13 protein-coding genes are annotated in these 12,867 nt (G+C 66.6%); 3 read left to right on the plus strand and 10 right to left on the minus strand.

The genetic code is table 11. The annotated features are described in order from the left end of the window. From ACZ303_RS18680 to ACZ303_RS18690, 3 genes are all read right to left on the minus strand, one after another. The coding region (locus ACZ303_RS18680; RefSeq protein ID WP_281179312.1) for a biotin carboxylase N-terminal domain-containing protein at positions 1–95 on the minus strand (95 nt) is incomplete at its 3' end. A gap of 304 nt (positions 96–399) precedes the next feature. Beyond that, positions 400–1,164 (minus strand): IclR family transcriptional regulator, encoded by a 765-nt coding sequence (locus tag ACZ303_RS18685; protein ID WP_467340214.1) that lies wholly within the window; start codon positions 1,162–1,164, stop codon positions 400–402. An 85-nt stretch (positions 1,165–1,249) separates the two neighbouring features. Beyond that, on the minus strand, positions 1,250–1,816 hold the full coding sequence (locus ACZ303_RS18690) for a DJ-1/PfpI family protein (RefSeq protein WP_467340216.1): 567 nt from the start codon (positions 1,814–1,816) through the stop codon (positions 1,250–1,252). 210 nt (positions 1,817–2,026) lie between these two features. Between ACZ303_RS18690 and ACZ303_RS18695 the strand changes: the two genes are divergently transcribed. Further along, on the plus strand, positions 2,027–2,314 hold the full coding sequence (locus tag ACZ303_RS18695) for a hypothetical protein (protein ID WP_467340218.1): 288 nt from the start codon (positions 2,027–2,029) through the stop codon (positions 2,312–2,314). Between the two features lie 16 nt (positions 2,315–2,330). On the opposite strand, the gene ACZ303_RS18700 is transcribed toward ACZ303_RS18695, so the two are convergent. From ACZ303_RS18700 to mmpB, 6 genes are all read right to left on the minus strand, one after another. Further along, complete coding sequence (locus tag ACZ303_RS18700) at positions 2,331–2,942, minus strand: nucleoside triphosphate pyrophosphatase (protein WP_467340220.1); 612 nt, start codon at positions 2,940–2,942, stop codon at positions 2,331–2,333. A gap of 62 nt (positions 2,943–3,004) precedes the next feature. Then, positions 3,005–4,489, minus strand: a complete 1,485-nt coding sequence (locus tag ACZ303_RS18705; RefSeq protein ID WP_467340222.1) for a SulP family inorganic anion transporter — start codon at positions 4,487–4,489, stop codon at positions 3,005–3,007. Positions 4,490–4,544: 55 nt separating this feature from the next. Continuing rightward, a complete protein-coding gene (locus ACZ303_RS18710; RefSeq protein WP_467340224.1) occupies positions 4,545–5,147 on the minus strand; it encodes a carbonic anhydrase in 603 nt (200 codons plus the stop codon). Positions 5,148–5,410: 263 nt separating this feature from the next. Further along, positions 5,411–5,800, minus strand: a complete 390-nt coding sequence (locus ACZ303_RS18715; protein ID WP_467340226.1) for a hypothetical protein — start codon at positions 5,798–5,800, stop codon at positions 5,411–5,413. Positions 5,801–5,995: 195 nt separating this feature from the next. Continuing rightward, positions 5,996–7,462, minus strand: coding sequence for a peptidoglycan D,D-transpeptidase FtsI family protein (locus ACZ303_RS18720; RefSeq protein ID WP_467340228.1), 1,467 nt, complete (start codon positions 7,460–7,462; stop codon positions 5,996–5,998). 656 nt (positions 7,463–8,118) lie between these two features. Further along, complete coding sequence (gene mmpB / locus ACZ303_RS18725; RefSeq protein WP_467340230.1) at positions 8,119–8,247, minus strand: morphogenic membrane protein MmpB; 129 nt, start codon at positions 8,245–8,247, stop codon at positions 8,119–8,121. A 597-nt stretch (positions 8,248–8,844) separates the two neighbouring features. Between mmpB and ACZ303_RS18730 the strand changes: the two genes are divergently transcribed. Beyond that, positions 8,845–9,786, plus strand: coding sequence for a trypsin-like serine peptidase (locus tag ACZ303_RS18730; protein WP_467340232.1), 942 nt, complete (start codon positions 8,845–8,847; stop codon positions 9,784–9,786). A 48-nt stretch (positions 9,787–9,834) separates the two neighbouring features. On the opposite strand, the gene ACZ303_RS18735 is transcribed toward ACZ303_RS18730, so the two are convergent. Beyond that, entirely contained in the window at positions 9,835–10,494 is a 660-nt protein-coding gene (locus ACZ303_RS18735) for a hypothetical protein (protein WP_467340234.1), read from the minus strand. A 677-nt stretch (positions 10,495–11,171) separates the two neighbouring features. Here ACZ303_RS18735 and ACZ303_RS18740 point away from each other — a divergent pair. Next, positions 11,172–12,782, plus strand: a complete 1,611-nt coding sequence (locus ACZ303_RS18740) for a trypsin-like serine peptidase (RefSeq protein ID WP_467340236.1) — start codon at positions 11,172–11,174, stop codon at positions 12,780–12,782. Positions 12,783–12,867 lie beyond the last annotated feature (85 nt).

Here is a 12,867-nt window from a genome sequence, read left to right on the forward strand (position 1 = left end):
GCGTAGACCGCCACACTCCCGATCCCCGCATCACGGCATGCACGAGCAACGCGGACAGCGATTTCGCCACGGTTGGCGATGAGCACCTTGCGCACGATGGCTCCCTCCTTGAAACAAGGTGAGTTTAGGTACCGGCAACACTCTGTGCCGACCCGACTCCCGGGGTGAGCTTGCCCACACGGAGGGTGAAGACCTGGGCGTGCGCACGCGTAAGTCCCCAGTTATCCCACGGTACGCCGGGTTTAAGGGCCGCAGGTGATCCTTTCGTGTGGTCAAGGTCTCGACGATCGTTCATGAGCGGTGGTGCTCTTTCTTTGTCGAGTCCCTACGAAGGGGTGGCACAAAGTTTGCGCGTTCGCCGGACTGTCACGGTGGACAGCGGACCCCGTACCTGTGGGCTTACCCGCCAGTAGGGACCTCGGCACCCGGAACGGCCAACCGCCCGGCCTCGGCCGCCACATGGCGCAGCATCTCCGTCACCCGGTGCCCACGGGCGAGGAACTCCTCCAGCGGCAGCGCGGCCGACACCGCCGTGCGCACGCCGCCCGCGCCGGCCGCCGGCACCGGCACGGCCACACAGGCCACACCCGGCGCGCACTCCTCGACCTCCACCGCGACGCCCTCCCGCCGCACCCGCCTGAGCTCCACATCGAGCCGCTCCGGCGAGGTGATCGTCCGCGGCGTGATCGCGCGCATGCCCGTGCCGGTCAGATAGCGCAGACGGGCGGCGCGGGGGAGGGCCGACAGCAGCACCTTGCCGTGCGCGGTGGCGTGCCCGTCGGCGTCCTGGCCGACGGAGAAGCCGCCGGTGGGAGAGCCGGAGCCGGCGGCTCCGGCGAGCACGGCGATGTCACCGTCGCGGTAGGCGCTGAAATAGGTGTCCGCGCCCACCGCCCGCCGTGCCGTGAGCAGCAGCCCGTGCACCTCGTCGGCCACCCGCATCTGGCGCTGGAAGGCGCGGTGCAGGGCGGGGACCCGATAGCCGAGGGTGTAGCCGCCGGTGGTGCGTACGACGTGCCCGCGCGCGGTGAGGGCGCCCAGCAGCTCGTACACCGTGGACAGCGCGCAGCCCGTCCGCCGGGCGAGGGCCTTGGCGGTCAGGGGTCCGTCGGAGGCCGCGACGGCGTCGAGGACGTCGAGGGCGCGGTCCACGGACTGCGGCATGGCGAAAGGCTCCTTCGGGACGGCGGTACGAGCCGGCGGGCGGACCCACCAGCTTCGCACAGCCCCCGGAGACGCCCGGCTCCGCTCAGCGCTCGACCGGCGCGTGCTCGCGCAGCAGCTCGACGAAGGCCCGCATCCACGCCGGCTGGTCGTTCCAGGCGCGCGCGGAGACCAGATTGCCGTCGACCACGGCCTCCGCGTCCACGAAGGTGCCGCCCGCCAGCTGGACGTCGGGGGCGCAGGCGGGCCAGGCGGCGGTGCGCCGGCCCTTGAGGACACCGAGGGGCGCGAGGGCCACGGCGGCGTGACAGATGTGTGCGACAGGCTTGTTATCGGCGAAGAACGATTTGATGATCCGCTGGAAGTCGGGATTCATCCGCAGGAACTCGGGGGCACGGCCGCCGGGGATGACCACGGCCGCGTAGTCGGCGGTATTCACGTCCGCGAGCGCGATGTCGGCCGGCCAGGAGTGGCCGAGCTTTTCGGTGTAGGTGTCGAAGCTGGAGACGAAGTCATGGATGACGAACTGGAGCTGTTTGACGGTCGGCGCGGCTATGTCGACCTCGTACCCCTCCTCCAGCAACCGCTGGTAGGGGTACATCACCTCCAGGTCCTCGGCGGCGTCGCCGGTCGTGATGAGGATCTTCGGCATGGCTGGTTCTCCTCGGGAGTCGGCTATACCGGAATATGCGCCGCGTGATCCGCGAGGAAACTCGCCCCGGTGGCTCGATTGCGCATCGGCGGTGGGCCGTTGGGGGAGTTACTCGGCGTACCCGGTCACCGCGCGCGCATTTCTGGGGTGGGCGTCCCCGAGTGGCGCAAGGAATGGTGACCGAGGCGCCATGACATCGTTGGGCGGGTCATGATCAAGCGCATCGCAGCCGCCGCCGCTCTCACCGGCGCCGCACTCACCATGACCGCCACCGCCGCCTCGGCCGCGCCCATGCCGCAACCGCCCAGCTCGAACGCGGGCCACGTCGTCGCCCCGCCGAAGGTCGACCCGCCGTCCAACAAGGACATGAGCCTCTACCCCGGCGCCACCAACGAGCTCGGCAAACTGAACCAGCTGGACCAGCTCGGCCAGGTCACGCAGGCCCTGGACCCCGTGCTCGGGATCCTCGCCCCGGTCGCCGGGGTGCTGCCGGTCTAGGCGGCGCCGGGCGCCCTCACACCCACAGGTCGGTGATCGACACCTCCAGCTCGGCGAGGAGGCCGCGGAGCAGGGGGAGCGACAGGCCGACGACATTGCCGTGATCCCCGTCGATGCCGTCGACGAAGGGAGCGGACCGGCCGTCGAGGGTGAAGGCGCCCGCCACGTGGAGGGGTTCGCCGGTGGCGACGTACGCGGCGATCTCGGCGTCGGTCGGTTCGCCGAACCGGACGGTCGTGGAGGCGGTCGCGGAGACGCGGCGGCCGGCGGCCGTGTCGATCACGCAGTGGCCGGTCCGGAGGATCCCGGACCGGCCACGCATCGTCTTCCAGCGGGCCGTCGCGTCCTCCGCGTCGGCCGGCTTGCCCAGCGCCCGGCCGTCCAGCTCCAGCACCGAGTCGCAGCCGATGACCAGCGCGCCGGCCGCCTCGGCCCGTACGGCGACGGCCTCGGCCTTCGCCTCGGCGAGCACCCGGGCCAGCTCGGAGGGGGTCGGGGCGGTGATCGCGTCCTCGTCCACCCCGCTGACGATCACCTCGGGCGCGAGGCCCGCGGCGCGGAGCAGGCCGAGGCGGGCGGGGGACTGGGAGGCGAGGACCAGGCGGCGGCGTGCGGAGCTGTCGTTCATACGGGTCAGCCTATGAGGTCGGCCCCCGGGGCGGAGCCCCGCCGGTCCCCGCCCGGGGGCGTTCAGCCCGCCGCGACCATGACCTCACCCCGCATCCGCACCGGCTCGGTGCCCTCCGCGTTGTGCCGGTCGGCCCAGTTCGTCAAGGCCGTGCGGCAGGCGTGGTCGAGGTGGCGCAGCCCCGAGAGGTCCAGCTCGATCGGCCGGTCCTTCGGCAGCGCCTCCAGGGTGTCGAGGATGTGCGGCAGCCGCAGGAAGGTGGCGTTGCCGGTCAGCCGGACGTGGATGGGGTCGCCGCCGCTGTCCTTGACGTTCGTCTGGACGTGCGAGGTCTCCCACGCGGTCTTGGCCACGGCCAGCAGCAGGCCGGCCAGGACGCCCTCGAACATGTTCGTGGTGACGATGGCGACGGCGGTGACGCCCAGGACCACCGCCTCGCCGCGGTGGTCGCGCCACAGCGGCCGCAGGTCGCGGAGCGGGACGAGCTTGCAGCCGGCGTGCACCAGCACTCCGGCGAGCGCGGCGACCGGGATCACGCCGAGCGCCGCCGGGAACAGCGCGGCGAAGATCAGTAGCCACGCGCCGTGCAGGACCCGCGAGACCTTGGTGCGGGCGCCCGCCTGGACGTTCGCGGCGCTGCGCACGATGACCGCGGTCATGGGCAGCGCACCGAGCAGCCCGCAGACGGTGTTGCCGACGCCCTGGGCCATCAGCTCCTTGTTGTAGTCGGTGCGCGGCCCGTCGTGCAGGCGGTCCACCGCCGCCGCGCTGAAGAGGCTCTCGGCGGAGGCGATGAGGGTGAACGCCAGGACGGTGCCGAGCAGGGCCACGTCGCCGAGCTCGGTGAAGCCGTCGAGGCCGGGCGGCTGAATCGACTCGAAGAGCCCCTTGACCTGCACCTTGGCGACGGACAGGGAGAAGCCGGCCGTCACGGCGGTGGCGAGCGCCACCGCCACCAGGGGCGCGGGCACCACGGTGGAGACGCGGGCGGGCAGGCGCTTCCAGAGCACCAGGACGGCCACGGTGCCGGCGCCGATGGCGAAGGCCGTCAGCGACCCGCCGTCCGCGGCGATGTCGGCGGCGAGCCCCGGCAGTCCGGCGAGCTTGTCGAGGCCGCTGCTGGGGGCCTTGAGGTCGGCCATCGCGTAGGCCTGTCCGAAGATCAGGACGAGTCCGATGCCGGCGAGCATGCCCTGGACGACGGCCACCGAGATGGCGCGGAACCAGCGTCCGAAGCCGAGGGCGCCGAGCGCCAGTTGGAGTGCGCCGGCGGCCAGGACGATCACTCCGAGGGTGCCGAGGCCATGGGTCTGGACGGCTTCGTACACGAGCACGGTCAGGCCGGCGGCGGGCCCGCTGACCTGGAGGGAACTGCCGGGCAGCATGCCGACGACGAGGCCGCCGACGATGCCGGTGATCAGGCCGAGTTCGGCGGGCACGCCCGAGGCGACGGCGACGCCGACGCACAGCGGGAGGGCGACCAGGAAGACGACGAGCGAAGCGGTGAAGTCCCGCCGCAGCACGGCGGGACGGGGTGTGGTGAGCATGGATTCCTCACGTGAGGGTGGGGAAGGCGAGCCGGGGTGACCTGGGGTGTGGTGGTCACAGCGGCAGGAAAGCGGCCTCGTCGCCGGTGGTCCGGTGGGCCAGGACGGTCCCGGTGTGGACCTCGTAGTACCAGGCGTGCAGCCCGAGGCGGCCCTCGTCGAGGGCTTCGGCGACGCACGGATAGCCGCGCAGCCGGTCGAGCTGGGCGAGCGCGTGGCGCTGCACCGGCTCGGCCACGTCGGGCGCTTCGCCGCCGTCGCCCTTGAGCCCGGCGGAGGCCCCGCGCTCCAGCCAGCCGCGGACGGCGGGGAGGCCGGTGAGGTCCTCCTCGCGTACGACCGCGCCGACGGCCCCGCAGTGGGAGTGGCCGCAGACGATGATGTCCCGCACGCCGAGGACCCGTACGGCGTATTCGATGGTGGCCGTCTCGCCGGAGGGGTGATCGGTGCTGTACTCGGGAACGATGTTGCCGGCCGTACGCAGCTCGAACAGGTCACCCGGGCGGGTGCCGGTGATGAGCGTGGGGACGACACGGGAGTCGGAACAGGTGATGAACATGGCTTCGGGGGACTGGCCGAGTTCGAGGCCGCTGAGCTCCCCGGCGGATTGGTGCGCGCGGGTGGAGAATGCGCGGGCGTGGTCGATGAGGGACTGCATGAACGGCTGACCTCCTGGAGGTAGTCGTTGTCGGTCGGACATCGAAGACGTTGCGTCGTCGGGACGTCTGGGAAGGGATGTGATGCCGCGAAGGCCGCGAAGGCCCGCAACCCGCCTGTGCCGGAGCGTCGTTGGTGTCGGCGCGGGTCGCGGGGGTGCGGTGCGGTGGGTACGGCCGGCTGCCGGCGGGCGGCGTACGCCCGTCGGATCAGTGGCTGAAAACGGTCAGGTCCTGAGGCGGACCGGTGCCCGAAGGGCCGGGATCAGTGCCTGAAGACCTGGAGAACGGCGCCGCGTTGGTGATGCGACGCCCGGGCGGGCGCGGGTGTCCGGCCGTCGGAGTGTCCCGTGGAGGGCGCGGTGTCCTCGGCGGCCGCGGCGTTGCCCGCGACCGCGAGGGTGAGGGGCTGCCGGGGCTGGGACGTGCCGGAGCGGTGGCCCGTACGGGCGTGGCGGTTCCAGCCGTCGCCGTCCTTGGCATCACCGGGGTGCTCGCAGTCGGTCTCCGCCGCGGTCGCGGTCCGTACCGACTGGCTGAGCGAGGAGGGGGACGCCTGGGCGTCCCCGGCATCCGCCGTGCGCGTCGTCAGCAGCATGGCGAGAACAAGGGTGAGGAGCACACCGGCGATGCCGGCGAATCGTGAACGTGTCACGGCTCGACCTCCCCCGTTCGAGTGATGTGGTGATCGATTCTAGCCATACCTCGTGACCGCGTCCGGTCGATTCGATTGCGTGGCGGTTAATTCCTCACAGTAGGCCGAAAATCTCGAACGAACAGGTGCGGGGGCCGACTTACCCGGATCGATGCTGACATCTCCCGTACGATTCGGCCCCCGTTTCCCCTTGCGTCACTTGCTGATCACGGCCTCCATGACCTTCTTGGCGATCGGTCCCGCGAGCCCGCCGCCGGAGATCTCCTCGCGGTCGATGCCCGAGCCCTCGGGGTCGATGAAGACGGCGACCGCGACCGGCGAGCCGTCGCCCTGCTTGGCGTACGACACGAACCAGGCGTAGGGCAACTTCTCGTTGTTGACGCCGTGCTGGGCCGTGCCCGTCTTGGCGCCGACCGTGACGCCGTCGATCAGCGCCTTCTTGCCGGTGCCGTTCCGGGCGGTGTTCTCCATCATGGTCTGCACCTTCTTCGCCGTGTCGGCGGAGACGGCCTGCGACATGACCTCGGGCTCGTGCTTCTCCAGAGTGCCGAGGTCGGGGCCGCGCAACTCGTCGACCATGTACGGCTTCATCACCTTGCCGTCGTTGGCGAGGCCGGCGGTCATCATGGCGATCTGGAGCGGGGTGCTGTCCAGGCTGCCCTGGCCCATGCCCGTCAGCGCGGTCTGGGGGCGGTCGAGCTTCCGGGGGTAGACGCTCTCGGCGGCGCGCACCGGGATGTCCACCTTCTTGTCGTTGAAGCCGAACTTCTCGGCGGTCTCGCGCATCTTGTCCGTGCCCAGCTTGTCGGCCAGGTCGAGGAAGACGTTGTTGCACGACCACTGGAGGCCGGCCTTCAGCGAGCCGTTGACGCACTCCGAGGTCTGCACGTCGTTGCGGACCGTGGTGGAGCTCAGAGGGAGCTTGTACGGGACCGGGGCGCTGCCCTTGGCGTCGATGTCCGAGACGACGCCGTGCTCCAGGGCCGCCGCCGCGGTGAGGATCTTGAAGGTCGAGCCCGGGGGGTAACGCTCCTTGAGCGCCCGGTTGACCATCGGCTTGTTCTTGTCGGCCTGAAGCCGGTCCCAGGCCGCCTTGTCCTTGTTGCGGTCCCCGGCGAAGAGCGAGGGGTCGTACGAGGGGGTGGAGGCGAGGGCGAGCACCTTGCCGGTGCGCGGATCGAGTGCGACGACGGCGCCCTTGTACGTGCCCAGGCCCTCGAAGGCGGCCTTCTGCGCCTTGGGGTCGATCGTGGTGACCACGTCGCCGCCGCGCGGCTTCCCGCCGGTGAGGACGTCGGTGGTGCGCTGCAGGAAGAGCCTGTCGTCCGTGCCGCTGAGCAGCTTGTTGTTGAGATTCTCGAGCTGGCTGCTGCCATAGCTCTGGGAGGAGTAGCCCGTGACCGGGGCGTACAGCTCGCCGTCCGTGAACGTGCGCTTGTACCTGAAGTCGCTGTCCTTGGTCTCCTCGGAGCCGGTGACCGGCTTGCCGCCGACGATGATGTCGCCGCGGGGCTGGGCGAAGCTCGCGAAGCGGACTCGCTTGTTCTCTTTGTGACCGGAGAGCTCGTCACCGCGGACGAACTGGACCCAGGTGGCCTGGACCAGCAGGGCGAGCACCAGCACCCCGACGAAGGCGGATATGTGCCGGACGGGCCTGTTCATGGTGAGACGCACTCCCCGGTTCGCGGGCATTTCACTGGTGATGACGTGAATGGGGAGATTCTGGTTGCGGCCGGGACGAGTCAGGTCCGGAATCGGGCAGGCCGGAGCGCGGCGCGGGAGCCGCGGGCGTCGTTGATCAAGGTCAGGAAGGCCAGGTCTGGGTCTCGTAGGTTTCTCGGACGTGGGAGGGGTGAAGATCGCTGCCGCGTCGCACGACTGCCGTCCGGGGTGACGGCGGTCTCCTCCGAGACCGTCCAGGTGGGTGCCGCCAAGGAATCAGATGCCCTGGAGGTCTCCTGGGGCGGGGCGCCGGGCGATGCCCAGGCTTTAGCGGACACCGGGGGTCGGATGCAGCCGGGGGCGGGGACCGTGGACTCTATGGCGGCGAACTGCTCGGGGCGCAGGAGGCAGGCACGCAGGAACGGTGCGGAGGTCGCGCGAGGGTGCTGATGATGCCGCTACGGGTCAGCGCGGTGTCGGTCGGTCCGGAGGTACCTGGGGAAGCAGGCATGGGTGATGGCGGTGATCCGGGAGACGCGATGCGGACGGTGCGGCCGCCGGAGTCGGCGTAGTCGCGGGGCGTGACCACCTGGGCGCACTCGCCTCCGGCGCCGCCCCACACCCCACCTGTACGCCCCATCCGCACTGCCGGCCTGTCAGCGCAGGCCGAGCAGGATGAAGGCGATCACCATGCCGATGGCGAGCACGAAACCCGCCCGGCGGAGCATCGCCTGCGCTTCGCGCAGCTCCTCGGGCGGTTCCTCGGGTGGATCCGACCACAGCATCGCTCCCCATGCTGCCGGGTACGCATCACCGGCGCCTGAGTACGCATACTCAGCATGGGGCCAAGGCGAGTAGAGGTACGCCGTGGGCCGGCACCTTGATCAAGTCGTTGGTTAGCGCTTCGCTGCAAAGTCGTTGGACAAGCAAGCGGATCAGCGTGCCTCTGAGGGAGAGAGATCATGCCGCGATCGGCCGCTCGCGGCATGAGCGGTACGGCTCGCGCCTCTCGGATCCAGCCGTTCCAGTACATCACCCCAAAAGGCTATATAAGCCTCATCGGGATGCTCGACCCCTGGTTGCCTCTCCTGTCACGAGAAGATTCCGCTTGGCCCTCCTACCTGCCCGCGTAGTCGATATCCAGGCCATCGCTACTCCTCCGATTCGCTGCCGCTGGACTGTGTTTCTAGGCCAGGCTATGCGGCTGGCAGGGCTCCATTTTCAGACGTGAAGAGATAATCCCCTTGCGCCAGTTGATGGTGATGGGGAGTATGTGAATGTCAATTCAATCTTGCGTAATGCGGCAGCTCGACCTCCCGTGAGCGCACAGTCGAAGAGGTGAATAGGTGCAACGAAGGCGACACTTACCCTTGGCCGCTGCTATGGCTGTGCTGGTCGGCATTGGAACGGTTGGTTCTGCTTCGGCGCAGGCGGGAAATGTGAATGATCCAGCTGCCACGGTAAAGTCTCCGGCAAAGCTCGCTACGGGCACGGATGTCGATATGGCATCTTCCGGCGAGGTGGCACGCTACTGGAACCAGGAACGCATGCGGCGCGCGATTCCTGTTGCTACGGGCATCGTTTCTGATGGTCCTGCGAGCGGAGGCGAAGAGCTCAGCAGAGCGGAAGGATCAACTCCGCCGATAAAGGCGAAGGTTCCGGCATCAGCAGCGCTCGATACCACTGAATCGGATGCTGTGGGGAAGGTGTTCTTCACTAGCCCCACGGACGGACGGGATTACGTCTGCTCAGCAAGTTCCGTCAACACCCCATCGAAGCAAATGGTGCTCACCTCGGGCCGCTGTACCCACGAAGGGGTCGGGGGGACATGGATGCGCAACTGGGCTTATGCCCCCCGCTATCGAGATGGCAGAACTCCGCTCGGTATTTTTCCGGCAAAAGAATTCAGGACATTCGTCGGGTGGACTGAGCAAAGCAATAGCTCACGTGATGTGGCCATGGTGACCACTTGGCCTAGGGGTGGCCAGAAGCTTGTCGAGCTCGCCGGTGGCCACGGACTCAGCTGGAACCACCCATCTTCGCAGCGCATCACCGTTCTCGGGTACCCCGAAAACAAGGACGAGGGTCAAACCCAGTGGTGGTGCAAGGGGTTGCTCGGCAGTTCACCTTCACCTGTGGAAGGTATCAAATGCGCCTTTGGCGACGGAGCCAGTGGCGCGCCGTGGCTGCATCGTCTGGACGCCACCGGCCTGGGGTACGTAAGTGGCTCTATAGGGGCAACTGACAGCAGTGGCCGAAATCAAAGCCCGCGCTTTGATATGGCTGTCAAGCGGATGTTCGACGCTCAGGGAAGCGTGACCTAGACCCCCCGTTACCGCTGGCAGCCTGTATGTCGGTGCCAGAGGGAATGGTCAGGAATTCGGGCGCTTCCGCCTGACGACAGCGACAGCCCCAATAGCGATAGTAATCGCTGCGCCGCCGGCAGCTAGCACAGGGGCACACAGCCAGGAGTTCTTGTCACCCCCGGCTGTTCCGCCACTCGGTTCCCCGCCATCCTTGCTTATGACGGTGAATGTCCTTGTGAATTCACCGCAGCCTCGGTGGCTCGTGAGTGTGACCTCCTGCGGGCCTGGCTTGGCGTCCCGCCTGATCCTCGCCTTCCCCGAGTATTGGCGCCCCTGGAAGGCCAATGCGGCCGATTTTTCGAAAGCCGGGGACCTGAGGACTACGGTCTTCTCTTCGTCGTCCATCCACTCGTCCAGCCACTCAACATCGATTTCCTCTCCTTTCTGTACTTGGGCCTTGGCGATCGACAAAGTGGCAGAAGGCGGGTAATCAATCGGCTCTGTTTCTGCGCTTTTCCCGACTATCGTGACTTCCGTGCGGGCCAGCACCTGACCCTTCTGGTCATTCAATTGCAGCGAGTAGGAGCCAGGCTCTCCGTAGACGTAGAACGTGGTATCCAATTGCCCGTCATCATTGGGATCCAGGCCGTCTTCCTCGTTCATGAGGGTGATTCCGCCCTTCCTGATGGCCTTGGACTCGATGTTCAGCTCGGCGTCTTTGGCCATGCCCCTAGGGAGGGAGATTTTAACGTCCGCAGTCGTGCATTGTCGAAGATTCCGAGCCCCATTGACGGATATTTCATAACCCTTGGCTGGGCTGTCGGCCAGAGCCGATGGGGCCGCTACTAGGACCAGAGCGAGGGAAGTGATAAATAGCGACGGTGAGCAGAATTTCACGTCATACCCCGATCGGCTTGCAGTGGATGCGGCCAGTCCTATCGCGTCAAGGCTCTCATCGAATCTCTCCACAGGGAAGTGGGCGCATGAAAAAGGCAAAAAGTAGATGGTTACGCTCTGCCGTCATGGGCATATGCGTGACGATTGCGTGGGCAGTGCCGGCCGCCGCGGCTACTCCGGCGCCTAGTCCATCTCGCGGGCAGATCCTGCCCGCAGATCCGGAGCAGGGGCGTACACAGCCACGTACGTCCAGGCCCGAACGGGGGCAAAGCGCCATACCCATCATGCCTCCCTCCAAAGGGTCGAATCCCGGCGACGGCCGCTTGCCCAGTGAGGGCCCGTCAGCGCCGCCGACAAGGCAATCTTTTCCTACTGATCCTTCCTCTTCTCCTGCACCTTCGTCCAAGCCTTCACCACCTTCCTTCACAGCCACACCCGAAGAGATCCGCGAAGCCCAGGAGGCCGAGCGATATTGGACTCCTGAACGCATCGCCAAGGCAGTCCCCATGGATGACCCCAAAGCTCCTGGGTCTGCCCAGGGCAACGGGCTGAAGGCGCCCAGTCATCCCGAGGGCAAGGGCGTCAAGACGGTCGGAGTCTTCCTCGTCCGCAACGATGACGAGCCGGAGAAGCCCGATCAATTCTGCACCGCAAGCTCTGTCGCATCACCCAACAAGAGTTTGGTGATAACGGCGGCGCACTGCCTCAACGACAGTGACCGATTCAGGAAAGTCTCATTCGCTCCCGGGTACAGAGCTGGATCGAGTAAACCCGGGCAGTTGGGGGAGCGACCGTACGGTATTTTCCCCATGAAGAAAGGTAAGGTTTGGATCAGTGGAGCCTATCTGACGGATGGTCCGGTCAAGGCCGACGACCTGGACTTCGCGTTTATGAGGGTGGGGCCTAATTCCAGCGGCGTTTTCCTGGAAAACGCCGTAGGTATGGGCAACGAGCTGACCTTCGTCCACTCCGCGAACCTGTCACGCAAAGATGTGACGCTGATCGGATATCCAGGTGGGGATAAAACTCCCCTCGTCTGTCAAAACGACACGCACGAGTTCAAGGGTCGTTTCATGCGCATCGAGTGCGACGGGTTCAAGCCTGGCGTCTCCGGCGGCCCGTTCCTGGAAAAGTTTGACGGCGACCGAGGGAACATCGTCGGCGTCATCGGTGGCTACCTCACCGGAGGAAAGGAAGACAATACCTCCTTTGCCTCACAATTCGATGCCGACGTGAATAGGCTCTATACGCAGGCCGTGAACGATTACCCGCCGGACAAGGGTAGCGCGCTGGGAGGCCCTGGAACCTGGAAGCACGCTGCTGTCATGACTTCCGGCATGTTCTCCACCGAGTCGGTAAAAAACGGAACTGACGACATGATCGTGCGTTGGGACGACGGCGAACTCACCTTGTACCAAGGGGACCAGAACAACGGATTCGACAAGGAGTTCCAGATCGTCGGCCCCAACGGCACCTGGACCCATGCCGACGTGATAACCGCCGGGGACTTCACGGGGGCAAACACATTCGATCTCTTGGTCCGGTGGTCCGATGGAGAGCTCACCATCTATCAGGATGTGAATGAAAAATGGAAGCTCGGTACAGAGATAACCCTTGAAAACCCTAATACGCACTGGACGCATGCGCTTTCGTTCGGTACGGGGCGTTTCGGAGACGGGAACAACAAGTGGCCCGATGATCTCGTAGTGCGCTGGTCCGACGGAGAAATGACTCTCTATCCTGATTTTGACGGGTCGGGTGTTCACTCGGAAACCAAGCTCGCTGACCCTAACAATGTCATGACCAATGCGACGGTGATGACCGTGGGTGACTTCGATGGCGAACCGGACGATTTTGATTTGTTCGTGCGATGGGTGAACGGAAGTGTGTCCATATATGAGGACATCGGACACAAGAAGCTTAACAGCGAGAAGAAACTGCTGGCTGCGAATAGTCTCTGGACCCATGCTCAGGTCGCGGCAGTAGGCGAGTACGGGAACAACTCTTGGCAGGACGATCTGGTCATCCGTTGGTCGGACGGCGAGGTGAGCATGTACGGCAACACGTCCAGCAGTGGACTGGGAAGGGAATACACGCTGGTTCCTGGGCCCAAGTAGCCCGCTTGTGAGCGCTCGCACGGCGTGTATCGCTCTGCCAGGGCGGCTGGTCGCTGACCTCATGGCGAGTTGCTGAACGGACGGG

Source organism: Streptomyces sp. NPDC023527 (assembly GCF_055560115.1).